We start from the raw sequence: 24608 nt of genomic DNA, 5'->3' as shown, positions 1-24608 counted from the left end.
CACGCTCGCGTCAGCATGAGTCTACACTCATGACATCAACAGGTGCGCTTGCTCAGTATTTTCATCAGACAATCTGTGTGAGCACTTCACTCAACGCACATCTTCTTGGTAAGGAGGTGATCCAACCGCAGGTTCCCCTACGGTTACCTTGTTACGACTTCACCCCAGTCATGAATCACAAAGTGGTAAGCGCCCTCCCGAAGGTTAAGCTACCTACTTCTTTTGCAACCCACTCCCATGGTGTGACGGGCGGTGTGTACAAGGCCCGGGAACGTATTCACCGTAGCATTCTGATCTACGATTACTAGCGATTCCGACTTCATGGAGTCGAGTTGCAGACTCCAATCCGGACTACGACGTACTTTATGAGGTCCGCTTGCTCTCGCGAGGTCGCTTCTCTTTGTATACGCCATTGTAGCACGTGTGTAGCCCTACTCGTAAGGGCCATGATGACTTGACGTCATCCCCACCTTCCTCCGGTTTATCACCGGCAGTCTCCTTTGAGTTCCCGACCGAATCGCTGGCAACAAAGGATAAGGGTTGCGCTCGTTGCGGGACTTAACCCAACATTTCACAACACGAGCTGACGACAGCCATGCAGCACCTGTCTCAGAGTTCCCGAAGGCACTAAGCTATCTCTAGCAAATTCTCTGGATGTCAAGAGTAGGTAAGGTTCTTCGCGTTGCATCGAATTAAACCACATGCTCCACCGCTTGTGCGGGCCCCCGTCAATTCATTTGAGTTTTAACCTTGCGGCCGTACTCCCCAGGCGGTCGATTTAACGCGTTAGCTCCGGAAGCCACGCCTCAAGGGCACAACCTCCAAATCGACATCGTTTACAGCGTGGACTACCAGGGTATCTAATCCTGTTTGCTCCCCACGCTTTCGCACCTGAGCGTCAGTCTTTGTCCAGGGGGCCGCCTTCGCCACCGGTATTCCTCCAGATCTCTACGCATTTCACCGCTACACCTGGAATTCTACCCCCCTCTACAAGACTCTAGCCTGTCAGTTTTGAATGCAGTTCCCAGGTTAAGCCCGGGGATTTCACATCCAACTTAACAGACCGCCTGCGTGCGCTTTACGCCCAGTCATTCCGATTAACGCTTGCACCCTCCGTATTACCGCGGCTGCTGGCACGGAGTTAGCCGGTGCTTCTTCTGCGGGTAACGTCAATCAATAAGGTTATTAACCTTACTGCCTTCCTCCCCGCTGAAAGTGCTTTACAACCCGAAGGCCTTCTTCACACACGCGGCATGGCTGCATCAGGCTTGCGCCCATTGTGCAATATTCCCCACTGCTGCCTCCCGTAGGAGTCTGGACCGTGTCTCAGTTCCAGTGTGGCTGGTCATCCTCTCAGACCAGCTAGGGATCGTCGCCTAGGTGAGCCATTACCTCACCTACTAGCTAATCCCATCTGGGCACATCTGATGGCGAGAGGCCCGAAGGTCCCCCTCTTTGCTCTTGCGAGGTTATGCGGTATTAGCTACCGTTTCCAGTAGTTATCCCCCTCCATCAGGCAGTTTCCCAGACATTACTCACCCGTCCGCCGCTCGTCACCCAAAGAGCAAGCTCTTCTGTGCTACCGCTCGACTTGCATGTGTTAGGCCTGCCGCCAGCGTTCAATCTGAGCCATGATCAAACTCTTCAATTTAAGATTTGTTTGATTTGCTGAACTCGTCAGCGATGCTCAAAGAATTAAAACTGTTTATTCGTAATGAATTTACTGTTGTTCACTCTTCAAGACTTTTTTATATCGTTAAGATACGGTCTTGTGAGTGCCCACACAGATTGTCTGATTAAATTGTTAAAGAGCAGTGCCACTTCATCGGTGGCGCGGGCTGCATATACTATGCTTTTCCGCTGTGAAGTCAAGTCATTACTGACCGCCTTCGGTGAATCTTTTTCTGTCACACCAACTTCGTAAGTCGCTGTTGCCGTGTCAGTGGAGGCGCATTATAGGGACTTCTCGACTACTGACAAGTGCTAAATGCAAATTATTTTCCAACCGTTCAAAAACAAGCCAAAAAACACCATTTCGCACACTTCACATACAAAAAGTGAATACAACCTGAGCTCATAATGTGAAAACGGGAGCATCGGTTAACGAATGCTCCCGTTGTTCGCTTACCAGTTCATTCGCATTATTCTTGCCGAGCGACTATCTGTTCACCATCGACATCTAATGTGATCGGTTTACCAGGTATCAATTTCCCCCCCAGCATCTGCTGAGCGAGTGGGTTCTCTATCAGTTGCTGTATCGCTCTTTTAAGCGGACGAGCACCATAGACAGGATCAAACCCGACTTCCCCAAGCATATCTAAAGCTGCATCCGTGATCGTGACACTATATCCACGCTCTTCAAGACGCTTGTACAGTCTCTGAAGCTGAATTTGTGCGATCGACGTAATATGCGCCCTTCCCAATGGGTGGAATACCACGACCTCATCGATACGGTTAATAAACTCGGGGCGGAAGCTGTGGCTAACAACTTCAAGCACCATATCTCTCATTTCGGTATAGCTGCGTTCACCAAAACGCTCCTGAATAAGGTCGGATCCCAGATTGGACGTCATGATGACCACAGTATTACGGAAGTCGACCGTTCTGCCCTGACCATCAGTGAGGCGCCCATCATCTAATACCTGAAGCAGGATATTAAACACATCAGGGTGTGCCTTTTCGATTTCATCTAGCAAAATGACCGAATAAGGACGACGGCGTACCGCTTCCGTCAAATATCCCCCCTCCTCGTAACCGACATATCCCGGAGGCGCACCGACCAAGCGTGAAACCGAGTGTTTTTCCATAAACTCAGACATATCGATACGCACCATGGCGTCGTCGCTGTCAAAGAGGAAAGTCGCCAGCGTTTTGCAAAGTTCCGTTTTCCCAACACCTGTTGGCCCAAGGAACAGGAACGAGCCAATAGGGCGATTCGGGTCTGATAGCCCTGCTCGACTACGACGGATAGAATTTGCTACCGCTTCAACGGCTTCGTTCTGCCCAATCACACGCTGATGCAGTTCATCTTCCATGCGTAATAATTTTTCTTTCTCACTTTCCAACATGCGAGAAACAGGAATCCCAGTCCAACGCGCCAGCACATCAGCGATTTCAACATCCGTTACTCGATTACGCAGCAAATGCATCGTTTTCCCTTCCTGCTGCGTTGCTGCTGCCAACTGTTTCTCTAGCTCAGGGATTTTGCCATATTGCAGCTCAGACATTCTCCCCAGATCGCCCTGACGGCGAGCCTGTTCCAGCGCAATTTTCGCCTGCTCTAAAGACGCTTTAATATTCTGCGTTCCCGTGAGTGACGCTTTTTCTGCTTTCCACTCTTCCTCTTGCTGGGAATATTCACGCTCTTTTTGGTCAAGTTCCGCACTCAGCAATTCAAGCCGCTTTTGGCTGGCTTCATCAGATTCTTTTTTCAGCGCCTGCTGTTCCAGTTTTAACTGGATGATTCGACGCTCAAGCCGATCAAGGGGCTCTGGTTTCGAATCAATCTGAATACGAATACTGGATGCCGCTTCATCAATCAGGTCAATCGCTTTATCCGGGAGTTGACGATCTGCGATATAGCGGTTAGATAGCATGGCCGCCGCAACAATCGCCGGGTCAGTAATTTGTACATGATGGTGCAATTCATAACGCTCTTTCAGCCCGCGCAGAATAGCAATCGTGTCTTCAACAGTAGGTTCAGCGACAAACACTTTCTGGAAACGACGCTCAAGGGCCGCGTCTTTTTCAATATATTGCCGATACTCATCGAGCGTTGTCGCCCCGACGCAATGCAACTCACCACGAGCCAGCGCAGGTTTTAGCATATTACCGGCATCCATCGCGCCATCAGCTTTGCCTGCCCCCACCATCGTATGAAGTTCATCAATAAACAGAATGACGTTGCCTTCCTGTTTAGACAGGTCGTTGAGCACGCCTTTCAAACGTTCTTCAAATTCGCCACGGTATTTCGCACCCGCCACCAGCGCGCCCATATCCAGTGAAAGTACGCGCTTGTTTTTCAAGCCTTCAGGCACTTCACCATTAACGATACGCTGGGCTAACCCTTCTACTATCGCGGTTTTACCCACGCCGGGTTCACCGATTAATACCGGGTTATTTTTGGTTCGACGTTGCAAAACCTGAATAGTGCGGCGAATTTCCTCATCACGCCCGATCACAGGATCGAGTTTGCCTTGTTCCGCACGCTCCGTGAGATCAATCGTGAATTTTTTCAATGCCTGGCGCTGATCTTCAGCACCCTGATCGTTCACTTGATCCCCTCCTCTCACTCGTTCAATCGCGTTTGTTACACCTTGCTGCGTAACCCCCGCCTTTTTCAATATATCCCCCAACGTGCCGCGAGACTCCAGCGCAGCAAGCGCGAAAAGCTCCGAAGAGATAAAGGTATCGCCACGCTTTTGCGCCAGCTTGTCGCACATATTCAATACGCGGACTAACTCGCTAGAAGGCTGAACATCACCATCAGTACCTTCAACCTGCGGCAAACGTGTGATTGCCTGGTCGATTTCGGTTTTCAGGTGATTAAGATTGGCTCCGGCAACAGTCAGAAGTGGACCAACAGTTCCACCATCCTGATGAAGCAAGGCGCTCATCAAGTGAAGTGGTTCAATAAACTGGTGATCGCGCCCAAGGGCAAGAGACTGGGCATCAGCAAGAGCAAGTTGGAATTTGTTGGTAAGACGATCCAGACGCATAACACCTCCCATACACTGGTCAAAATTGCTACTGGAGATTAAATGAGGTCATCCCTCAAAAATTTCAAGGTTATTTTGCCAGTCATGACAGGATTTAAACGTTACTTATCTTGGATCGTCTTAATTCAATAGGTTATATCAGCCAGATTAAACTTGCCATACGGCCAGTCACACCATCACGCCGATAAGAGAAAAATTTGTGAGGTTCACTCACAGTACAGGCATTTCCACCAAAAATTTGCGTTATCCCTGCGGCACGTAAGCGCAGACTTGCCAGTTGGTAGATATCGGCAAAAAATTTATTTCCTTCAGGCCGAAATGCTGAGGCCGCAGCCATATCATGCTGAATAAATGCATCCCTGACTTCAGGGCCGACCTCAAAGACATCAGGCCCAATAGCAGGCCCCAGCCACGCCATAATTTGTGCGGGTTTTGCACGGAAGCAGGCTAAGGTTTCTTCCAATACTCCCGCGTGCAATCCCCGCCAGCCAGCATGAGCGGCAGCGACTTCATCGCCGTTGGTTGCACAAAAAAGCACGGGCAAGCAGTCAGCCGTCATCACCGCACAGACTTTTCCTTTCTTATCCGTATAAGCAGCATCACCACAAACGGACGTTGGGGACGTCTCGCCAATACGAATCACATCGGTGCCATGCACCTGTTCCAACCAATGCGGCATAGCGGGAAGGCCAGCCATCTCCACCAGCGCTTGCCGATTTGCGGTAACGTGCGCAGGCTCATCGCCCACATGATTCCCTAAATTCAGCGAATCATAAGGTGCACCACTACGTCCGCCAACACGCGTCGTACTACAAGATTTCACACTTTCTGGCAAAGGCCAGTCGGGGTATATCAGCATAGTCCGTCACCTCTATAAATCGGCACTTATCGTATTGAATATATTACCAGTCGAGCTGATCCTTAAACGCTTCAGTATCGGCTTTCAGCGCATTAATCAGATCGACCATATCCTGTGGCAATTCCGCATGCCATTCCATGTGAATGCCAGTAATAGGATGGTAGAAACGCAACATGGTGGCATGCAGCGCCTGACGATCGAACCCACGCAGCATCTCAATGAAATCCTCCGAAGCGCCTTTTGGCGGGCGCGGACGCCCCCCATATAGCTGATCGCCAACCAGAGGATGATTGATATGCGCCATATGCACGCGAATCTGATGGGTGCGCCCCGTTTCCAGACGCAACCGCAGACGGGTATGCGCACGGAAATGTTCCATGATGCGATAATGTGTCACGGCAGGCTTACCCATTGGGTGCACGGCCATGTGAGTACGCTTGGTTGAGTGGCGAGCGATAGGCTGATCGACCATGCCACCTGCTGTCATCGAACCAATCGCAACGGCCTCATACTCACGAGTAATTTCACGCGCCTGTAGCGCCTCGACTAAACGCGTCTGGGCGGGTACGGTTTTAGCGACCACCATGAGCCCTGTTGTATCTTTATCAAGTCGGTGCACAATCCCAGCACGGGGAACGTCGACAATCTCAGGATAATGATGTAACAAGGCATTCAATACTGTGCCATCTGGGTTACCCGCACCGGGATGAACCACCAGATCTCTGGGTTTATTGATGACCAGGATATCCTCATCTTCATACACGATATCCAGCTTGATATCCTGAGCTTCCCAGCGAGCTTCTTCTTCAATCAATGCATCAATGGCTACCGATTCGCCGCCAAGTACTTTCTCTTTTGGCTTATTGATGACATTGCCGTTAATCTGTACTCGATTCTCAAGAATCCACTCTTTTATGCGGGATCGTGAATAATCAGGGAACAATTCGGCCAAAGCCTGATCTAAACGTTGTCCGAGTTGAGATTCGGCCACCGTTGCGGTGAGTTGTACTTGTTGTGCCATATTATGCAGCTTCTTCGTTAACGTTGGGTTTTGACGGCGACGCCGTTTAAAATAATGTACTATTGTAGCTGGTCTAAATCGGGAGCTTAACGGACAGCCTCCCGGAATAACATTCTGAGGATAATCAAAACGTCATGACGCGTATGAAATATCTGGTGGCTGCCGCCACGTTGAGCCTGGCGCTGGCTGGTTGCTCCAGCAATTCCAAAGATGCGGTTCCTGATAGTCCGCCATCTGAAATCTATGCCAATGCTCAACAAAAACTGCAGGACGGCAACTTTAAAGCAGCCATCACGCAGTTGGAAGCACTGGATAACCGGTATCCCTTTGGCCCCTACTCGCAGCAAGTACAGTTGGATTTGATCTACGCCTATTACAAATCCGCAGAGCTGCCATTGGCCCAAGCTTCTATTGACCGCTTCCTGCGACTCAATCCGACCCATCCAAACGTGGATTATGTCCTGTACATGCGCGGCCTGACCGACATGGCGCTGGATGACAGTGCATTACAAGGCTTCTTCGGCGTTGATCGTTCCGATCGCGATCCGCAGTATGCCCGCACCGCATTTCGGGATTTCAGCAAGCTCATTCAGGGATACCCGAACAGCCAATACGCCACCGACGCAAACAAGCGTTTGGTTTACCTCAAAGAGCGTCTGGCCAAGTATGAACTTTCTGTCGCGCAATACTACACGAAACGCGGCGCTTATGTGGCAGTAGTTAATCGCGTTGAGCAAATGCTGCGTGATTACCCTGATACCCAGGCAACAAAAAATGCCCTGCCGTTGATGGAAAATGCCTATCGCGAACTGCAACTGGCCGCTCAGGCGGACAAAGTCGCAAAAATCATCACTGCGAACCCAGCATAAACGACAAGTGGCACACAATAATAAGACGGCAGCTTCGGTTGCCGTTTTTTATGGCTCGTTCGGTGGGCAATGCATTAATGATGCAGAAAAAACAGGTTGGCGGGAGTCAACAACAGCGCGGTAACGTCAATACATCCTATCAATAATGGCACAGGCCAGATGCCCCCTCAAGCACTTCCCTCCTATTCCCGATGATGCTTCACAAATCGCGTTTTCTTGACAAAAAGTGACGAAAAAAAGCGATCAATATCACGCTTTTTGTCACAACTCACTGTATGCTGAAATTATCCAAGACGGACATAGGCAGAGAGGTAAGTTTATATGACTATTAATATTACCAGTAAGCAAATGGATATCACCCCCGCAATTCGTCAACATGTCGAAGACCGTCTTTCTAAGCTGGACAAGTGGCAAACCCAGCTGATTAACCCACATATTATTTTGTCAAAAGAACCACAGGGTTTTGTGGCCGATGCCACTATCAGTACGCCAAATGGTCCGCTGGTTGCCAGCGCCAAGCATGATGATATGTATGCCGCCATCAATGAGCTAATTACCAAGCTCGAACGTCAGTTGGACAAACTCCAGCATAAAGGTGAAGCCAGACGTGCGGTAGCTAGCGTCAAAGAAGCAAATCTCCAGCCGACTCAAGAAGAGTAACTCGTCCTCTTTACCTCAATATAACGCGCCTGAGGGCGCGTTTTTGCATTCCTGGCGTCGTAATCCACGACCTAAAGCGCCAACGCGATACCCCGTTTAACATTGCGCTCGGCGATTTTGTATTGACAGGATGAAAAGCCAACAGTTACCTTACCTACTCAGAATCTGGATATCTTCCTGACTAACCGAGTAAACATGACAAATAAACTGTTCTTCTTCGTATTCTTTTTCACCTTCCCCTGATTTGGGAGGCGATTCGTCGTAAGAGCAAGAATACGAAGACGAACAAAAAAGCCTCCTGACCAGGAGGCTTTTTTTATATAAGAACATAAGACAGGTAACAGCATCATGACAGACAACCCATTACTGGCACTGCGAGAACGCATCAGCGCATTGGATCTGCAATTAATTGAATTGTTGGCACAAAGACGAGAGCTCGCGCTGGACGTTGCCCGCAGCAAATTGCATTCGCATCGCCCAATTCGTGACAAAGAGCGTGAGCGTGATTTGCTGGACAAACTGACAGCCGCTGGGAAAAAGCATCATCTTGATGGTCACTACATTACCCGCTTATTTCAGCTCATCATTGAAGATTCGGTACTGACGCAGCAGGCACTCTTGCAGCATCACCTCAACCAAACAACGTCACACTCTGCCCGTATTGCGTTTCTCGGTCCGAAAGGCTCTTATTCCCATCTTGCCGCGCGCCAATATGCCGCACGACATTTCGAGCAATTTGTTGAGTGTGGTTGCCAGAAATTTCAGGACATCTTCAATATGGTGGAAACAGGGCAAGCGGACTATGCCGTTCTGCCGATTGAAAACACCAGCTCTGGCTCGATCAACGACGTCTACGACCTGCTGCAACACACGGCTTTATCCATCGTCGGCGAATTAACCAACCCGATAAATCACTGCGTTTTAGTTGCTACCGATACGTCATTGGAACAGATCGAAACGGTTTACAGCCATCCGCAGCCGTTCCAGCAGTGCAGCCATTTCATTAATCGTTTTCCACACTGGAAGATTGAATACTGTGAGAGCACAGCTGCAGCGATGGAAAAAGTGGCTGCACTCAACTCACCAAAAGCAGCAGCACTCGGCAGCGAAGCCGGTGGTCAGCTTTATCAGCTACAGATGCTGGAACACGATCTGGCAAATCAGTCGCAAAACATCACCCGCTTCATTGTATTAGCACGCAAGCCCATTGATGTGACGGAACAAGTGCCGGCAAAAACCACGCTAATTATGGCAACCGGCCAACAGTCAGGTGCACTGGTAGAGGCTCTGCTGGTATTGCGTGATAACGGCATTGTGATGACCAAGCTGGAATCCAGGCCGATCAACGGTAACCCGTGGGAAGAGATGTTCTATCTGGACGTACAGGCCAACCTGCGCAGCGACGCCATGCAGAAAGCGCTAAAAGGATTAGCCCCCATTACCCGCTCGTTAAAAGTATTGGGCTGCTACCCGAGTGAAAACGTCGTACCCGTGGATGTGAACGAATAGTCGATGTGAACAAATAATTGAAAAAGCCATCCTGGTATCCCCGGGATGGCTTCTTAAACACAGCCAAGATAGTAAACGTGTTTATTGACGAATATCGTTTGCCTGACGCAAAAGCACACGGCTCTCCGCCTGAAAACGTTTGGCATAGTCGCCAAACCAGTGTTCGACCTTCTTGAAGCTGTTGATAAATTCTGCCTTATCCGTCTGCTCCAGTAGCTCAATCGCCTCGCCAAAACGTTTGTAGTAACGCTTAATCAACGCCAGATTATCCTCTGAAGACATAATGATGTCGGCATACAGCTGCGGATCCTGCGCAAACAGCCGTCCAACCATGATCAATTCCAGACGATAGATTGGCGATGACAGCGCTAATAGCTGTTCAAGCTGAACATTCTCTTCCGCTAAATGCAGACCATAGGCAAATGTCGCGAAGTGACGCAGCGCCTGAATGAACATCATATTTTGGTCGTGTTCGACCGCGCTGATACGGTGCAGACGCGCGCCCCACACCTGAATCTGTTCCAGCAACCACTGGTAGGCTTCTGGCTGCCGACCGTCACAATAGACGACAACCTGCTTGGCAAGGCTACCGCTGTCTGGCCCGAACATAGGATGCAGACCAAGTACCGGACCACTATGCGCCGCCAACATCGCCTGAAGCGGGCCATTTTTTACCGATGCCAAATCAACCAAGATACAGTCATCCGGCAAAGCAGGCAGACGAGCAATCACCTGTTCAGTCACGTGAATCGGCACGCTAACAATCACCATGCCGGCATCAGACAGCAGTTCATCCGCGCGCGGCCAGTCATCTTGCTCCAGAATCCTCACCTGATAGCCCGACAGCGTCAGCATTTTCTCAAACAGATTACCCATTTGCCCGCGGCCACCGATGATAACAACGGGACGCAACTGCGGGCACAGCGTTTTAAAGCCTTTGTCGTTTTCACTGGTGTAGGATTCGCGCATGGTACGCCGCAGGATATCCTCAATAAGATCCGGCGGAACGCCCATCGACTCAGCTTCTTTACGACGTGAGCTGAGCATGGCCGCTTCACGATCGGGCGCATAGATGGGCAAACCATGGCGGCTTTTCACTTCACCCACTTCCGCCACTAAACGCAACCGACGTGATAACAGCGCGACAAGCTCCTTATCAACCTCATCTATCTGATCACGCAATACGGTCAGTTCAGCTACCATATTTTGTTACTCTCCTGAATGTTTCACTCGTGCAGCGCTCAGCTCTTGATGAACGGAACGCAGCAACGTCTCTGTGCTTTCCCAACTGATACAGGCATCCGTGACTGATACACCGTAGCGCATATCTGAACGCGGCTGTTCTGAAGACTGGCTTCCCTCGTTAAGGTGGCTTTCCAGCATCAAACCTATAATGGAACGATTTCCCGCCTTGATTTGTTCAATCGCAGATTCAACAACAAGTGGCTGACGGCGGTAGTCTTTATTCGAATTACCGTGGCTACAATCTATCATCAGCGCAGGCCTCAGTCCCGCTTCCTGCATCTGTTTTTCACATTCGGCGACATCCTGCGCACTGTAGTTGGGTTTTTTACCGCCACGCAGAATCACATGACCATCAATGTTCCCTTGCGTTTGCAGCAGACAGACCTGACCGGTTTGATTGATACCCACAAAGCGATGCGGCATTGCAGCGGCTCTCATCGCGTTGATCGCCGTACCCAGACTGCCATCCGTGCCGTTTTTGAACCCAACAGGCATCGACAGGCCGGAAGCCATCTCACGGTGCGTTTGTGATTCTGTTGTACGTGCACCGATAGCCGACCAGCTGAATAAATCGCCCAAGTACTGCGGGCTGTTCGGATCAAGCGCTTCGGTCGCCAGCGGCAGTCCCATATTCACCAGTTCCAGCAGCAGCTCACGCGCGATGTGCAATCCTGACTCCACATCAAATGAACCATCCATGAACGGATCGTTGATGAGCCCTTTCCAGCCCACTGTGGTACGCGGTTTTTCAAAATAAACACGCATCACAATGTAGAGGCTATCGCTTAATTCAGCGGCAAGTGACTTCAGACGGCGCGCGTATTCCAACGCGGCATCCGTGTCATGAATCGAGCAAGGCCCGCAGACGATCAGCAACCGATCATCACGACCATGAATGATATCCGCAATGGTCGCTCTCGCTTGCGCAATATCGCGCTGTTCTGCGTCGTTAAGCGGAAACTTAGCTTTTAATTCATCGGGAGTAATTAAAACCTGCTCTGCACTGATATTAATATTGTTAAGTGAATCTTTTTGCATGATCCCATTCCTGAAAAGTTCGGTATATTCGCGATCGTCTGTAAAGACTACTGTCTGTACAACCTGCCTACGCGTGATGTTTACACCATAACACGAACCGTAAAGATTTCAATCCACTTAGTGTAAATAAAAAATTACCACCCTAAATATTGCCAGAAAAACGATATCTGCCTGTTCTATCACTTCCCGATGCAACCATGCTAATCCCTGGCCTGAATAGTGATAGAATCACGCCAACAAGGGGGAAGGATGCTGAAAGCCATAATCATCGATGACGAACAGCTGGCACGTGAAGAGCTCAGCCTGCTACTGGAAAACGAGTCTGATATCACCATCATTGCACAGTGCAGCAATGCGCTGGAGGCGATACCGGCTATCCACCGGCTGCAACCCGATGTGATCTTTCTGGATATACAAATGCCAAAGGTCAGCGGATTAGAGCTGGTCGCCATGTTGGATCCAGAAAATATGCCTTATGTCGTCTTCGTGACAGCCTATGATGAGTACGCGGTGAGGGCATTTGAAGAACATGCTTTCGACTATTTACTTAAACCGCTGGATGCACAGCGACTCAGTAAAACGCTAAATCGTTTACGCCGCGGTGTTAGTGTAAATAAAAACGTACAGATAATTTCAGAGCCCTTACTCCGCCATATTCCCTGTAACGGACACAATCGTATTTTTTTGCTCAAGATTGAGGAAGTCGAGTATCTTTGTTCAGAACTCAGCGGCGTGCACGTCGTGGGCGTCAGCCAGTCCGGCTATACCCAACTTTCACTGAAAACACTGGAAGAGAAAACGCCCTTCGTCCGTTGCCATCGTCAATATATGGTTAATACGGAACAGCTGAAAGAAATCCAGTTAATGGAAAACGGCGCAGCAGAAGTATTGACGCATACGGGAAAACACATCCCCGTCAGTCGCCGCTATCTCAAATTACTGAAAGAAAAATTAGGCATCGCCTGATGCGGTGCTTCTTCAGGCCAATGGCCGCAACATTGAAGGTTTGATGATGAAATACAGTTATGTCTTGGCTGTAGTTCTTTTAATGACAGCATGCCAAAGCAACGTCCCGTCGCTACCCGCTAAAAGTGAGTCGGGCTTCTGGTACGAAACAGGTTATCAGGATGCAATCTCTGGCATGGTCGTAAAGGACGATAGCACTTTGCAGGAATGGTTTGGTAACCCTCAAGTTGACCGTGAAACCTACCTGCGTGGCTATCAGGCCGGACAGTCGGCTTTTTGCGGTACAGATAACATAGAAGAATGGGGAAAAGCAGGGAAAAACTTTCCCGCCAGCTGCGATGGCGTAGAGAATGCTGAGATACTGCGAACTCGCTGGCAACAGAGCCTGCCTTAACATCCTCCTAAAGATAAACGATGACCCATACTCATCAGCAATTTAGCTGGCAAAACGCTATGGTTCATCGCATCTGGTAACAATTCCACTCACTTTTGTACTCGCACAGAAATACATCAGACATACCTCCCCTCTATTATCGCTCACATTAAATAATCACATTAGGTTATTAACAACCTGATACTGAGATAACGAAAATGCATATCTCACTGATAGTTAAATCTATTATTCCTAATAGCGATTGATATTGTGGAGTGCTCATATGTCCGGTTCAAGCAAGCCTCATAACCCGTCTCTAAATAGCAGTTCAAGACTCTTATCACACGCTACCTCATCACAGGAAAGCCATGATGAACGAGTCGCTGCGATAAAGAACAAAATTATCGAGTCCGGCGACCATCCCGGCATTTCCGTAGAGGAACAACTCGCGCTTCTGGACGCTTTCTCTCACCTTGAGCTAGGCCAGTTTTTAATAAAACATCACGGGTTAAATGCGTACTGGACGCATAATGTGATAGCACATCAGCCAGCCCACTATGTTAATCCCCTCGAAGAAATCATCTACACACAGCTACCCAGCGTTTTGGCAACACGTGAACGATTTGGTATTTTCCAACGCCAGCTTCAAGAACTCTTGCGCCCCGACGCTATCATGGTATCTGTCCCCTGCGGTGTCATGGCCGACTTATTGCTGTTGGACTATACGCGGCATCGAGATGTGAAATTAATCGGGATCGATCTAGATAAACAGGCGCTGGAAGAAGCTTATAAACTTGCTAGTCAGCAAGGGCTGGAAAATAAGATATCGTTGGTACTGGCCGATGCCTGGACAATAGATTTGGCAGCACAGGCAGACGTGATTACCAGCAACGGACTCAACGTCTATGAACAAGATGATGACAAAGTTACTGAGCTTTACCGCGTGTTCTACTCCGGGCTGAAACCTGGAGGTACGTTGATAACCAGCTTTATGACACCTCCCCCTACGCTGTCGCAAGATTCCCCATGGATAAATACCGATCCAAAATTGCTAGCCCTCCAATATGTCCTTTTCTCACGCATTATTGGAGCAACGTGGACGGCGTTTCGTACTCACAAGAAAACACAGTCGCAGCTAGAACAGGCAGGATTTACAGATATTCAGTTCATTAACGATCATATGAATATGTACCCAACAGTCATCGCGAATAAGCCGTTCTGAACAGGGTAAAAAACGGTATCAACACGATGTTTTGATCGCCGTAACCGATCAATATTGAAAAATTGATCTGTATAAACGTTTATAAAATAACCACGCCTAATGTCATCATGGTACTGAAATTCAAACAATAATGATGGCACCAGGGAAAGCGAAGCCCACCAAGATGGTGGGCTTTTTACTGTCATAATAATGCCAGGGTATCGCTCAGAGAGGGGAGCTACCACTCAAGGGATTGTTTGCTCGCCTTAAGATTTTCTTTGTACATCATATAAATGTTACTGTAATTGCACATATCAAAACCGCTTTCACAGTAATCCTCTATGACCTTATCCATTATTTTTCTATCTTTAGCTTTAGTGGCAAGCTTAAAGGCGTTGAGGTTTTCCTTCTCCATCATACGCAACATACTTTCCTGGCACATATCAAAACCACTCTCGCAGTAATCCTGCTTCACCGTCTCTTTTATAAACTCAATAACTTCATTTTTCTGAGCTTCGGAGTTATCAAAATCCATAGGGTGGATAAAGCCAGCTGCTGCCATAAACGAGGAAAAAAAGAGAGGAATGAATAATAGTTTGCGCATATAGATTAGATCTTCCTTTAATTTTTAATAATATAGATGAGCAATGTTACATCCGGAAATATCCTATCACTAGAAAACTTGCAGGTCACTTTCAACGGCTTTTACAGATGAATTTTTTCATTAGGCAAAACATTTTTCAGCAAAGGCTGACACTATCAGGCATAAAAAAAGGGTTTAGCCTTTGGCTAAACCCCTTATAAATAACAACTTTCGGATGTTGCGAAAGCGCTATCTTAGTTAAGACGCTCTTTGATACGAGCAGACTTACCAGTACGCTCACGCAGGTAGTACAGTTTGGCTTTACGCACGGCACCACGACGTTTAACAGCGATGCTGTCAACTACTGGAGAGTGAGTCTGGAATACACGCTCCACGCCTTCGCCGTTAGAAATTTTGCGAACAGTGAATGCAGAATGCAGACCGCGGTTACGAATAGCAATAACCACGCCCTCGAATGCCTGCAGACGTTTTTTGCTACCTTCAACAACCCATACCTTCACTTCTACGGTATCACCCGGACGAAATGCAGGTACGTCCTGCTTCATTTGTTCGTCTTCGATTTGCTTAATAATGTTGCTCATAATATGTCTCTTACCCTAGGTAAACTGATAGTTGGGTTCGCGCGGTAAACCGGCGTAACCACCTAATACTCTTGTTGCTCAGACTGATATTCACGTTGGAACTCAGCCAGCAACCTTGTTTGCTCGTCAGTCAGAGCTAGGCTTTTCAGAAGTTCAGGTCTTCTAAGCCAGGTTCGGCCCAGCGACTGCTTCAATCGCCAGCGGCGTATCTCCGCATGGTTACCAGACAGTAACACTGCCGGAACTTCCATGCCTTCCAGTATTTCAGGGCGAGTGAAATGAGGACAGTCCAGCAATCCATCGGCAAAAGAATCTTCTTCTGCTGAAGCCTGATGCCCCAGAACGCCCGGTATAAAGCGGGCAACGGAGTCAATCAGGGTCATCGCTGGCAGTTCCCCACCACTGAGTACGTAATCGCCGATCGACCATTCTTCATCGATTTCGGTTTTAATTACGCGCTCATCAATCCCTTCGTACCGCCCACAGACCAGAATCATCTTCTGGTTCGTAGCGAGTTGATGTACGCCTTGCTGATCTAATTTACGGCCCTGAGGTGATAAATAAATCACTTTCGCGCCTTCGCCTGCCGCTGCTTTTGCTGCGTGGATCGCATCCCGTAAAGGTTGCACCATCATCAGCATTCCGGGGCCGCCGCCATAAGGCCGATCGTCCACGGTGCGATGCCGATCGTAAGTGAAATCGCGAGGACTCCAATACTGTACGTTCAGCAGGCCATTTTTAACTGCCCGGCCAGTGACTCCGTAATCAGTAATTGCCCGGAACATCTCTGGAAACAGGCTAATCACCCCAATCCACATAGTCTCGTTCCGCTGGGTACTACTGGTCGATTCAGAGTTCAAAAACCAGGATCCCAATCTACTTCAATAGTTTGAGCAGAAAGGTCGACGCGCTTAACAACCTGTTCAGTGAGGAACGGAACCAGCCGTTCCTTGACTCCGAAGGCATCTTTCAGGTTAGCCTTTATTACCATCACATCGTTCGAGCCGGTTTCCATCATGTCGATGATTTTACCTAACTCATAACCCGTTACGGTCACGACCTGACAGCCAATAAGATCCTTCCAGTAATAATCACCTTCGCCCAGATCGGGCAGTTGTGACGAATCTACGACAATTTCACAATTGGTCAGTAAATTAGCCGCATCACGGTCATCAGCACCTTTCACTTTGATGATCAGATCCTGATTGTGATACTTCCAGCCTTCAATCTCGACAAGCTGCCAACCGCTTTTACTCTGGATGAACCAAGGTTGATAATCAAAAATGCTCTCGGCATCTTCGGTGGATGAAAACACTCTGAGCCAACCTCGGATGCCATATGCCGACCCTATCTTCCCCATCACAATCGGGTTAACAGGAGGTTTTGGGCTGAGTTGATTGCTCATTATCACCACCGCAACAGGTTATGCTGCTTTTTTAGCGTCTTTGATCAGCGAAGATACGCGATCAGACACAGTTGCACCCAGACCAAGCCAATGCTCGATACGGTCCAGATCCAGACGCAGGGCTTCTGCTTGACCAGATGCGATTGGGTTGAAGAAACCTACGCGCTCGATGAAACGACCATCACGCGCATTGCGGCTATCGGTCACGACTACTTGATAGAAGGGGCGTTTTTTCGCGCCGCCACGTGCCAAACGAATTGTTACCATAACATCCTCTTTAGTGAATAAAACAACTGGGCCCCATCGAGGAACGGAGCCCAGTATGTCATATAAAAAGCCCGAAAATTTTACTCATTTTGGCGCAAAAAGCAATCTAAAGCGTATAATCACGCCAAGAGTTTCTTTACACCATCGATTTCGGTGATTAACGTCCCGGGAATCCAGGTGGCATCATCCCTTTCATACCGCGCATCATTTTCGCCAGACCGCCGTTTTTCATCTTCTTCATCATTCGTTGCATATCATCGAACTGTTTCAGAAGACGGTTCACGTCCTGTACCTGCATACCGGAACCCTGTGCGATACGACGTTTACGCGATCCTTTAATAATCTCAGGTTTGGCACGTTCCTGACGCGTCATCGAATTAATGATCGCCTCCATACGCACCAGCACCTTGTCATCCATTTGCGACTTAACATTATCAGGCAGTTGCCCCATACCGGGCATTTTGCTCATCATGCTTGCCATGCCGCCCATGTTGCGCATCTGCTTGAGCTGATCCAGGAAATCGGTCAAATCGAACCCATCGCCCTTCTTCAGCTTATTAGCAAGCTTTTCTGCCTGTGTACGATCGACCTTGCTTTCAATATCTTCAATCAGTGAAAGCACATCGCCCATACCGAGAATTCGCGAGGCAACGCGCTCAGGGTAGAACGGCTCCAGCGCTTCGGTTTTTTCGCCGACACCGAGGAATTTAATTGGCTTGCCAGTAATATGACGGATAGACAACGCCGCACCGCCACGGGCATCACCATCAATTTTAGTGAGGATCACACCGGTCAGCGGCAGCGCTTCATTAAAGGCTTTCGCCGTATTCGCCGCATCCTGCCCCGTCATGGCGTCAACCACAAACAGCGTTTCAACCGGCTTAATCGCCGCGTGAACCTGCTTGATTTCGTCCATCATCGCGTCGTCAACGTGGAGACGACCCGCGGTATCGACTAACAAGACATCATAGAACTTCAGCTTAGCGTGCTGTAACGCACGTTCTACGATAGCCAGCGGCTTTTCCTGCACGTCTGACGGGAAGAAATCGACACCTACCTGCTCGGCCAATGTTTCCAACTGTTTAATCGCCGCAGGGCGATAAACGTCAGCTGAAACCACCAGCACTTTTTTCTTCTGCTTTTCGCGCAGGAATTTACCCAGCTTGCCCACGCTGGTCGTTTTACCCGCACCTTGCAGACCGGCCATCAGAACAACCGCAGGTGGTTGCGCAGCAAGATTCAGCTCAGCGTTGATTTCACCCATTGCGCTGACGAGTTCATTCTTAACAATCTTGACGAACTCTTGGCCCGGCGTCAGACTTTTATTGACTTCATGTCCGACAGCGCGCTCTTTCACGCGATTGATAAAATCACGCACCACGGGTAACGCGACGTCGGCTTCCAGCAATGCCATACGCACTTCACGCAGCGTTTCTTTTATGTTGTCTTCAGTCAACCGCCCGCGGCCGCTGATATTGCGCAATGTGCGCGAGAGTCGATCGGTTAAATTTTCAAACATATCTCATGCTCAACGTAAGACAGGCCGCCAGCGCGACACGAATGGAAGAGATTATACACAAAAGCGGGAACGATCTCAGCGCTGCTGACGGAGAACTGTTGGTGCCCACGGCGACTAACGCTATACTGATTCTTCATTTTACCTAGTTGATATTTAATAACCTAATTTGTATGTCTGTTTTCGCTATTGTGGCGCTTGTCGCCTACACACTCAGCCTCGGACTGATTATCCCCAGTCTGCTGCGCAAGAACAGTGCATATCGTCGGCTGGCAATACTCTCGGCCAGCGCTGCGCTAATTTGCCATGCGGTGGCGCTCTATCAACGCATTTTCGATGTTCAGGTCGGCCAAAACCTTAGCTTGCTGAATATCGGTTCTCTGGTCAGCCTCATCATCTGTACGGTGATGACATTTGTCGCCACGCGCGATCGTGGCTGGTTTATTCTTCCTATTGTCTACACCTTTGCGCTGATCAATCTGGCCTTCGCCAGCTTTATGCCGAGTGAATTTATTACGCATCTGGAAGCGTCGCCGGGCTTGATGATCCATATCGGACTGGCCCTTTTCTCCTATGCAACGCTGCTAATTGCTGCCCTTTATGCGCTTCAACTCGCCTGGCTTGATTATCTGCTCAAGAATAAAAAACTGGGATTTGCCGCTGACATGCCGCCGCTAATGGGCATTGAGCGCAAGATGTTTCACATTACGCAGATTGGCGTCATTTTGCTCACGCTGACGCTCTGTACTGGTTTGTTCTATATGGATGACCTGATCGATAACAAAGAGAACCTGCACAAGGCCGTGTTCTCCCTGTTTGCCTGGTTCATCTATATTCTGTTGCTCTGGGGACATTACCATGAAGGATGGCGGGGACGTCGCGTCGTCTGGTTCAGCCTGATCGGCGCCCTTATGCTGACGCTGTCCTACTTCGGCAGCCGGGTTATACAGCACTTCCTCGCAGTCTGACTGCGTTCACGCAGCATAAAAAAAAGAGAACCCACTTCGGTTCTCTTTTTTTATCTGTGCCTATCCAAGAAACTAGATATGTAGCTCGGCTAGTTTATCTTTCGGCAGCGCCAGATCGTCATTTTGGTTGATACCAATATCGTGATCCACGATGTGTTGAGCAATGTCCTGCGCTTCTTTCAGTGAGTGCATCTCATAGGTGCCACACTGGAATTCGTTCAGCTCAGGAATTTTACGCTGATCGGTCACTTTCAGAACGTCCGCCATCGCCGCTTTCCAGGAGTCAGCAACACGTTGCTCATCCGGCGTGCCAATCAGGCTCATGTAGAAACCCGTACGGCATCCCATCGGAGAAATGTCGATAATTTCAACGCCATCACCGTTTAAATGATCGCGCATAAAGCCTGCAAACAGGTGCTCTAGCGTGTGGATACCACGCTCTGGCATGACTTCAATGTTCGGACGACAGAAGCGCAGGTCAAATACCGTGATATTGTCGCCATGAGGGGTTTTCATGGTTTTAGCGACCCGAACTGCAGGTGCGGCCATACGAGTATGGTCAACGGTAAAGCTGTCTAGTAACGGCATAATTCCACCTCCTCAAAGAAAAAAATTCATTTTTTCTCGTTTCCGAGAACTTTTCCTTTTTATGCGAGTCTGACTTACTGAAAGACGCGCATTTATTATCATCATCCCTATTAGAGATGTTTATTTGGCCACAGTTCCTGTGGCCTTTTCTTTTTAATGCGTCGCCAGATAGTCGTCAAAACTCATCGTATCTTCAGACTCAATCTGACGTTGACGCTGCCAGGAGTTCTCGCTCGCAGCAGCCAATTGTTCTTCCGTCAACACCTGCAGCGGCTCGCTGCTGAGCATTTTGCGGTATTCTTCCGCTAAATTCAGCCCCACGCTACCATTGCCTTCTTGCTTCATCAACGTTAATAGTCGGCCAGAGAACGTCGTTTCTGGATCGTCAAAACCAACAAGCAGCTCATCGCATACCTGCTGATAGTGCAGTTGATTGTTTTCCGCATCCAGTACTTCCGCAACGCGACGCAAATCTGCAAATAGAGATTTCCCCACTTCAGCAATTGGCTGCTGGATGGTTTCACACCGCATACCTACCGTTTGCCCAGGTTTACGCCCTTCCAGAATCACTCGGTTCCAGTTTTTACGCGTACACAGTAGCTCATCCGCGCTCATTTCAGGTGCATCTGCCAGCGCACACCAGATCAGGAATAAATCCAGGAAACGAACCTGGCTTTCACTCACCCCGGTCGGAGAGAAAGGATTGATATCCAATGAACGCACTTCGATATATTCGATTCCGCCACGCAACAACGCATCAGATGGCGTTTCACCCGCACGCGTCACACGCTTCGGACGAATCGGCGCATACAGCTCGTTCTCAATCTGCAAGACGTTCGTATTCAGTTGTAGATAACGACCATCCTTCTTCATACCAACCCGAGCATATTCCTCAGATGGCGTTTTTATCGCGCGTTTTAACGCAGCAACATAGGTGTCCAAATCGTTGAACGTAATCCCCAGATTGCTCTGTGACTTATTGGTATAGCCTAAATCACTGAGCCGCAGAGAGGTCGCATAAGGCAGATAGAGCATGCCTTTTTCCGTACGCTCAAACGGTAGTGCGGTCTCCCGACCTTTCAGGAAAGAAGAGCAAATCGCCGGAGAAGCGCCAAACAGATAAGGGATCACCCAGCCAAAGCGGTAATAGTTACGGATCAGCCTGAAGTATCCCGCTGAAATAGCTTTTTTCCCACTTTCTGCATCAGCAACTCCTTCTCGCGCCTGCCAGAATGACAGCGGAAGAGAGAAGTTATAATGCACGCCGGAAATAGTCTGCATCAACGCGCCATAGCGGTTTTTCAGCCCTTCACGATAAAGTGTTTTGAAGCGCCCGATATTTGATGAGCCATACTGCGCCAGCTCTATATTTTGCTCGCTGTCGATAAAGCACGGCATGCTCAATGGCCACATCCGCTCATCGCCCAGATTGCGGGAAACGTGACGATGAATATCGCGCAGAAACGTCAACAGATGATCGACATCTTTATCAACCGGCGTAATAAACTCTAACAGCGCTTCTGCAAAGTCTGTCGTAATCCACGGGTGTGCCAACGCCGAACCCAATATCTCAGGGTGCCCGGTCGTAGCAAGATGTCCGTTTGCTGTTACGCGCAATGTTTCGCGTTCAATTCCACGCTGAATACCCTTCACTGCCAGTGGGTGTTTTTCCAGCCAAGAAAGTGCTTCTGAAATGTCCGGGATCAAATCGACCTCCCGTTGTTAAAATGTAATGGTTGTAAGCATAATTGAAACTCAGCAGCACTCACCAGTTCGCATTGCAATCTGGTTAAGACCACCACGCCATCCCCTGCAACGTTATACCCGTCAATATGATATACCGCAGCGCTTTTCCAATACCGATGAAAACCGCTGATTGCACCCAGGGCATGCGTAGCCAACCCGCTAACACGCACAATAAATCGCCTACTACCGGCACCCAGCTAAATAACAACGCAGCGCAGCCATAGCGCTGTAACCAGCGCATGGCCACCGAATACCCAGCTTGTTGTTTTGGCTGAGGGAGTAAGCGCCCTATAAAAATATTTGTTAACCCACCCAGCGTATTTCCTACCGTTGCCACAGCAATCAACAGGTAGGGCTTTGCGCTATCCGCAAGCAATAACGTTACCAGCAGCACTTCCGAACTGCCAGGCAGCAGTGTTGCACTGAGCAGGCTACTCCAGAAAAGAGAAAAGACGGCCCAGAACTCACTCACAATGTACGGACGTCAACCACGGCCATGTTAGCGCGTTTAGCGGCTTCAATGCCGTAGTCTGCATCTTCAAACACGATACAGTGTTCTGGTGCGACAGAAATCAATGTAGCGCAACGCAGAAAGGTATCGGGGAAAGGCTTATGCTGTGTAACATCATCAGCCCCAACGATTGCATCAAAATAATCATGCAGCCCTAAATGCGTTAGCAATCTATCAGCCATGCCATGTGTACTACCTGTGCCAACTGCCATAGGACGCCGTCCGCGATAGTGCTTAACAACATCAATCAGCGGCAGTGGTTTTACGGTATCCAGCAGCATTTCCTCAACAACAGCGGTTTTTTCCGCCGCGAGTTGGTGAGCATCAATATCAGCCTGATGGCTGTCGATAATACGCTGTGCAATACGCCAGGTGGGCGAGCCGTTCAATGCTGTCATGGCACTGGCATCATATCTCATACCATATCGGGCAAGAACCTGATCCCACGCTTTATGGTGCGTTGGTTCGGTATCAAGCAGGGTGCCATCCATATCAAAGATCAGCCCTTGATAGCGATCGTACATCATGACTCCATGATCACTGAAAAGAGAGCTTACTTTATCGTAAAGTGAAAACGTTGTCGCTTACTCAATAACCTTATAAAAAACAGGTTATTACCTCCATAGTAGTAAGGCAGTCTTCATTTACTCGTCGGCTCAATCTCAATATATAGGCAAGGGAGGGGTAAGAATTAATACACGGAAGTGATGAGAAAAATATCGTTCTGATATCAGCAGAATAGAAGGCTGTGCCGCTAGAATGCGAAAAATAGGCTAGAGAGCGATGGGTAAAACAGAAATGCGTATTGGAGAAAATTATCTGCCTTGCTTAGTATTTTGAGTCCTTGCTAGAGCAAGGTTATTCTTACACTTATTGGTTCGCGCTAAGGCAAGAATTTTATTTAACATCGAAATATGGTGCATCCGGGAGGATTCGAACCTCCGACCGCTCGGTTCGTAGCCGAGTACTCTATCCAGCTGAGCTACGGATGCAGAGTGTGGTGCAGAAATAAATGGGGTGAGCAATTAAACGAGATACTTAAGAATGGTGCATCCGGGAGGATTCGAACCTCCGACCGCTCGGTTCGTAGCCGAGTACTCTATCCAGCTGAGCTACGGATGCATTGATAATTCTTCATCTGCGACAAAACTTGCTTTCACTAATACTACTTGCCTTGCAAAGGCAGTATTTAATGGTGCATCCGGGAGGATTCGAACCTCCGACCGCTCGGTTCGTAGCCGAGTACTCTATCCAGCTGAGCTACGGATGCATATTAAATGGCGGTGAGGGAGGGATTCGAACCCTCGATGCAGCTTTTGACCGCATACTCCCTTAGCAGGGGAGCGCCTTCAGCCTCTCGGCCACCTCACCTTACATTACCTGATTCGCTACTAAGAACTTCTTGTTAGTGCTCACCGGTACTGCGTGGCGCACATATTACTTCCCCAGACTTATAAGTCAAACAATTTTTCCCACCTTGTGTTCGTTTGAACAATTCGCATCCAAGACGCGTACTTTCACAACAAAAAGTCTATTTTATCGACAGAAAAACAGGCGGTTACCTTGCCAAAGGTAGCGCACAGGAAAAATGGATATATCGATAAATGTGTGGGGGAAAAGCAGGAAATAACAATTGCGTCCCGCGAACACGAGACGCATTGTCAATCAATATGACGTTGGTTGAGATTTTTCGGCCTGAATACGCTGATAGATCTCTTCACGGTGGACAGAAACCTCTTTAGGTGCATTAACACCAATACGCACCTGGTTGCCTTTCACTCCTAATACGGTAACCGTTACCTCATCGCCGATCATGAGGGTTTCGCCAACTCGACGAGTCAAAATAAGCATTCTTTGCTCCTTGAAAGATTATAAAGAGTCGGGTCTCTCTGTCTCCCCGCCATTATCCATCATGTGCCGTGAAAACGTAAACCTAGACGATGGTATAACCACACCATCACAC

Annotated in this window: 23 protein-coding genes, 4 tRNA genes, 1 rRNA gene and 1 other annotated feature; of the genes, 7 read left to right on the top strand and 21 right to left on the bottom strand. The window is 48.8% G+C overall.

The features are described from left to right. Window positions 1-109 precede the first annotated feature (109 nt). The 4 genes from MYB54_RS05115 to rluD all read right to left on the bottom strand — a co-directional run bounded on the left by MYB54_RS05115 (window position 110) and on the right by rluD (window position 6598). Window positions 110-1651: ribosomal RNA gene (locus MYB54_RS05115) — 16S ribosomal RNA — on the bottom strand. Between the two features lie 490 nt (window positions 1652-2141). Then, window positions 2142-4718: an ATP-dependent chaperone ClpB gene (gene clpB, locus MYB54_RS05110; RefSeq protein WP_039556103.1), complete on the bottom strand. Its 2577-nt coding sequence runs from the start codon at window positions 4716-4718 to the stop codon at window positions 2142-2144. 133 nt (window positions 4719-4851) lie between these two features. Next, window positions 4852-5577, bottom strand: coding sequence for a purine nucleoside phosphorylase YfiH (gene yfiH / locus MYB54_RS05105; protein ID WP_039465128.1), 726 nt, complete (start codon window positions 5575-5577; stop codon window positions 4852-4854). A gap of 43 nt (window positions 5578-5620) precedes the next feature. Then, window positions 5621-6598, bottom strand: coding sequence for a 23S rRNA pseudouridine(1911/1915/1917) synthase RluD (gene rluD, locus MYB54_RS05100; protein ID WP_039276777.1), 978 nt, complete (start codon window positions 6596-6598; stop codon window positions 5621-5623). Between the two features lie 134 nt (window positions 6599-6732). Between rluD and bamD the strand changes: the two genes are divergently transcribed. From bamD to pheA, 3 genes are all read left to right on the top strand, one after another. Beyond that, entirely contained in the window at window positions 6733-7467 is a 735-nt protein-coding gene (bamD, locus tag MYB54_RS05095) for an outer membrane protein assembly factor BamD (RefSeq protein ID WP_010285959.1), read from the top strand. Between the two features lie 321 nt (window positions 7468-7788). Further along, window positions 7789-8127, top strand: a complete 339-nt coding sequence (raiA, locus tag MYB54_RS05090; RefSeq protein WP_010285968.1) for a ribosome-associated translation inhibitor RaiA — start codon at window positions 7789-7791, stop codon at window positions 8125-8127. Between the two features lie 194 nt (window positions 8128-8321). Next, window positions 8322-8447 (top strand) — a sequence feature (Phe leader region). 28 nt (window positions 8448-8475) lie between these two features. Then, window positions 8476-9636, top strand: coding sequence for a bifunctional chorismate mutase/prephenate dehydratase (gene pheA / locus MYB54_RS05085; protein WP_014916307.1), 1161 nt, complete (start codon window positions 8476-8478; stop codon window positions 9634-9636). An 81-nt stretch (window positions 9637-9717) separates the two neighbouring features. On the opposite strand, the gene tyrA is transcribed toward pheA, so the two are convergent. Together tyrA and MYB54_RS05075 are read right to left on the bottom strand one after the other, a co-directional pair. Continuing rightward, window positions 9718-10839, bottom strand: a complete 1122-nt coding sequence (gene tyrA, locus MYB54_RS05080; protein ID WP_010285975.1) for a bifunctional chorismate mutase/prephenate dehydrogenase — start codon at window positions 10837-10839, stop codon at window positions 9718-9720. Between the two features lie 6 nt (window positions 10840-10845). Next, on the bottom strand, window positions 10846-11919 hold the full coding sequence (locus MYB54_RS05075) for a 3-deoxy-7-phosphoheptulonate synthase (RefSeq protein WP_014916308.1): 1074 nt from the start codon (window positions 11917-11919) through the stop codon (window positions 10846-10848). A gap of 249 nt (window positions 11920-12168) precedes the next feature. Here MYB54_RS05075 and btsR point away from each other — a divergent pair, with 249 nt between their 5' ends. The 3 genes from btsR to MYB54_RS05060 all read left to right on the top strand — a co-directional run bounded on the left by btsR (window position 12169) and on the right by MYB54_RS05060 (window position 14480). Then, window positions 12169-12885, top strand: coding sequence for a two-component system response regulator BtsR (btsR, locus tag MYB54_RS05070; protein ID WP_010306189.1), 717 nt, complete (start codon window positions 12169-12171; stop codon window positions 12883-12885). Between the two features lie 82 nt (window positions 12886-12967). After that, window positions 12968-13279, top strand: coding sequence for a DUF2799 domain-containing protein (locus MYB54_RS05065; protein WP_371928268.1), 312 nt, complete (start codon window positions 12968-12970; stop codon window positions 13277-13279). A 262-nt stretch (window positions 13280-13541) separates the two neighbouring features. Beyond that, window positions 13542-14480, top strand: coding sequence for a class I SAM-dependent methyltransferase (locus MYB54_RS05060; protein WP_248721591.1), 939 nt, complete (start codon window positions 13542-13544; stop codon window positions 14478-14480). 217 nt (window positions 14481-14697) lie between these two features. On the opposite strand, the gene MYB54_RS05055 is transcribed toward MYB54_RS05060, so the two are convergent. From MYB54_RS05055 to ffh, 6 genes are all read right to left on the bottom strand, one after another. After that, window positions 14698-15063: a hypothetical protein gene (locus tag MYB54_RS05055; protein ID WP_014916312.1), complete on the bottom strand. Its 366-nt coding sequence runs from the start codon at window positions 15061-15063 to the stop codon at window positions 14698-14700. A 233-nt stretch (window positions 15064-15296) separates the two neighbouring features. Then, a complete protein-coding gene (gene rplS, locus MYB54_RS05050; RefSeq protein WP_010285987.1) occupies window positions 15297-15644 on the bottom strand; it encodes a 50S ribosomal protein L19 in 348 nt (115 codons plus the stop codon). Window positions 15645-15706: 62 nt separating this feature from the next. Further along, complete coding sequence (trmD, locus tag MYB54_RS05045; RefSeq protein ID WP_010285995.1) at window positions 15707-16462, bottom strand: tRNA (guanosine(37)-N1)-methyltransferase TrmD; 756 nt, start codon at window positions 16460-16462, stop codon at window positions 15707-15709. A 38-nt stretch (window positions 16463-16500) separates the two neighbouring features. After that, window positions 16501-17049, bottom strand: coding sequence for a ribosome maturation factor RimM (gene rimM / locus MYB54_RS05040; protein WP_010308358.1), 549 nt, complete (start codon window positions 17047-17049; stop codon window positions 16501-16503). Between the two features lie 18 nt (window positions 17050-17067). Continuing rightward, window positions 17068-17316, bottom strand: a complete 249-nt coding sequence (gene rpsP / locus MYB54_RS05035; protein ID WP_010285998.1) for a 30S ribosomal protein S16 — start codon at window positions 17314-17316, stop codon at window positions 17068-17070. Window positions 17317-17473: 157 nt separating this feature from the next. Beyond that, entirely contained in the window at window positions 17474-18835 is a 1362-nt protein-coding gene (ffh, locus tag MYB54_RS05030) for a signal recognition particle protein (RefSeq protein WP_010285999.1), read from the bottom strand. 170 nt (window positions 18836-19005) lie between these two features. On the opposite strand from ffh, the gene MYB54_RS05025 reads away from it, so the two are divergent. Then, window positions 19006-19800: a cytochrome C assembly family protein gene (locus tag MYB54_RS05025; protein ID WP_010286006.1), complete on the top strand. Its 795-nt coding sequence runs from the start codon at window positions 19006-19008 to the stop codon at window positions 19798-19800. 72 nt (window positions 19801-19872) lie between these two features. Here MYB54_RS05025 and luxS read toward each other — a convergent pair whose 3' ends face one another. The 9 genes from luxS to csrA form a co-directional block, all read right to left on the bottom strand. Beyond that, window positions 19873-20388 carry an S-ribosylhomocysteine lyase gene (gene luxS, locus MYB54_RS05020; RefSeq protein ID WP_014916315.1) on the bottom strand — a complete coding sequence of 172 codons (516 nt, stop codon included), beginning with the start codon at window positions 20386-20388 and terminating at the stop codon, window positions 19873-19875. Between the two features lie 153 nt (window positions 20389-20541). Then, window positions 20542-22095, bottom strand: coding sequence for a glutamate--cysteine ligase (gene gshA / locus MYB54_RS05015; RefSeq protein ID WP_248721590.1), 1554 nt, complete (start codon window positions 22093-22095; stop codon window positions 20542-20544). A gap of 82 nt (window positions 22096-22177) precedes the next feature. After that, the gene (locus MYB54_RS05010; RefSeq protein ID WP_039499975.1) at window positions 22178-22606 is read right to left on the bottom strand and encodes a YqaA family protein; all 429 of its coding nucleotides are present in this window, start codon (window positions 22604-22606) and stop codon (window positions 22178-22180) included. Beyond that, window positions 22603-23169 (bottom strand): fructose-1-phosphate/6-phosphogluconate phosphatase, encoded by a 567-nt coding sequence (gene yqaB, locus MYB54_RS05005; RefSeq protein ID WP_039465264.1) that lies wholly within the window; start codon window positions 23167-23169, stop codon window positions 22603-22605. Before yqaB ends, MYB54_RS05010 begins: the two co-directional genes overlap by 4 nt. 391 nt (window positions 23170-23560) lie before the next feature. Beyond that, window positions 23561-23637: transfer RNA gene (locus MYB54_RS05000), tRNA-Arg, on the bottom strand. A 53-nt stretch (window positions 23638-23690) separates the two neighbouring features. Beyond that, window positions 23691-23767 (bottom strand) — tRNA-Arg (locus tag MYB54_RS04995). Window positions 23768-23838: 71 nt separating this feature from the next. Further along, window positions 23839-23915 (bottom strand) — tRNA-Arg (locus MYB54_RS04990). An 8-nt stretch (window positions 23916-23923) separates the two neighbouring features. After that, window positions 23924-24016: transfer RNA gene (locus tag MYB54_RS04985), tRNA-Ser, on the bottom strand. Window positions 24017-24310: 294 nt separating this feature from the next. Next, window positions 24311-24496, bottom strand: coding sequence for a carbon storage regulator CsrA (gene csrA / locus MYB54_RS04980; protein WP_005972168.1), 186 nt, complete (start codon window positions 24494-24496; stop codon window positions 24311-24313). Between the last annotated feature and the right edge of the window lie 112 nt (window positions 24497-24608).

Origin of the sequence: Pectobacterium nicotianae, assembly GCF_023272715.1 — a bacterium.
Lineage (GTDB): Bacteria > Pseudomonadota > Gammaproteobacteria > Enterobacterales > Enterobacteriaceae > Pectobacterium > Pectobacterium brasiliense.
The sequence above is the reverse complement of the archived record's forward strand: the minus strand, read 5'-3'. Positions and strand labels throughout refer to the sequence as shown.